This window comes from Chlorogloeopsis fritschii PCC 6912, assembly GCF_000317285.1.
GTDB classification, from domain to species: Bacteria; Cyanobacteriota; Cyanobacteriia; order Cyanobacteriales; family Nostocaceae; genus Chlorogloeopsis; species Chlorogloeopsis fritschii.
This window is the reverse complement of sequence record NZ_AJLN01000092.1, coordinates 1-1,196: the sequence shown is the minus strand read 5'-3', so window position 1 is coordinate 1,196 and position 1,196 is coordinate 1. Positions and strand designations below refer to the sequence as shown.

The window sequence follows — 1,196 nt, the reverse complement described above, 5'->3', positions numbered from 1 at the left end:
CCTGAAGGGGAGACGAAATAAGCTACAACATAGACTCAATAAGCTTCATAGCTCTTAAACCTTGTTGATAATGCTTCCACTTATTACGATTAATTTTCATTAATTCTGCCACTAATTCCACACAACTATCTTTAAAATTCACCCAAGTTTGACCATATAATCCGATATAAAAACTACTATGTCTCCGTTCTGAGCGACCATATTCTTTAATACGAGCTACATATTTTTGGATTCCTTTACGTTTAATTTGTTGACCTTGAATTGTTGCTGAAGTGTAAGCGATCGCTATCAATAAAACCAGGGAAATAAAACGTTCACTTTCCACATTAGTCTTTTCTAAATTATAACCACCTTTTTTGAAATCTCTAAACATCTCTACCCTTCGGGAACGCCAAGGGCGAACGATATCAAATCTCTTTTTGTAAGCAGCAATTGCTGACTTTAGGCTCTCAAAACTTGTTAAAATGAACCATCCTTCTGGGGGTGCTACTCCGTTAATTTTACGTTTCCACTTGCCAGCAACATTAAAACTCATAAAACCCTGAGTCTTTGTCACTTTAACTCCTTTGATAAAAAAAGAAACTCCAGGTGTTAAACCCAAACTGCTTAACTCTATAAAAATATCTTTTTTTACTTCCACAAATTCGTTCTTTTTTAATCGCAAACAAAAATATACATGACAACTCTGAAGATACTTTGCTAGTTTTACCGAGCAAAATTCTCTATCCCCTAACACACAGATTTTATAATTTTTCAATATGGGAATTACTTGAGATAATATTTTTTGCTGTTCCGTAATATTACTACTACCTAATTTGGGCAACAAGCTAAAATATATTGGTATGGCTCTTTTATCCCAAATCATACTGACCATTAATAAGTTTATCCGACTCCAATTAGTTCTATCAATTGCTATATAAATAATCTTTTCATCTCTAAAGTATGTTGCTAGTAATTCTTGAACAATTGGCAACCAAATTTTTTCAATTGTGAGATTTGGCAATGATAAAAATCTTTGTATTCTTTTTCTTCTGCTTTCAAATTTAATTGCCAAAGGTAGTGCATTCGCTAACTTTTCTAAAGTTACTTCTTTAACTGACTGTAACAGATGTATCAAAATTTTTAGCAACAGATATTCTGCTAAACTCAATTGACTTTTTAATTGCTTTTGGTACAATGTAGCTAACATTATCATT

At 32.4% G+C, this 1,196-nt stretch carries 1 protein-coding gene; it reads right to left on the bottom strand.

Annotation, left to right across the window (positions count from 1 at the left end):
* Positions 1–22: 22 nt before the first annotated feature.
* Entirely contained in the window at positions 23–1,189 is a 1,167-nt protein-coding gene (locus UYC_RS0117455; protein WP_016877500.1) for an IS4 family transposase, read from the bottom strand.
* Between the last annotated feature and the right edge of the window lie 7 nt (positions 1,190–1,196).

Bases quoted from the DNA above. Each gene is read 5' to 3' on its own strand.
- UYC_RS0117455 (WP_016877500.1), bottom strand. From the start codon at position 1,189: ATGTTAGCTACATTGTACCAAAAGCAATTAAAAAGTCAATTGAGTTTA.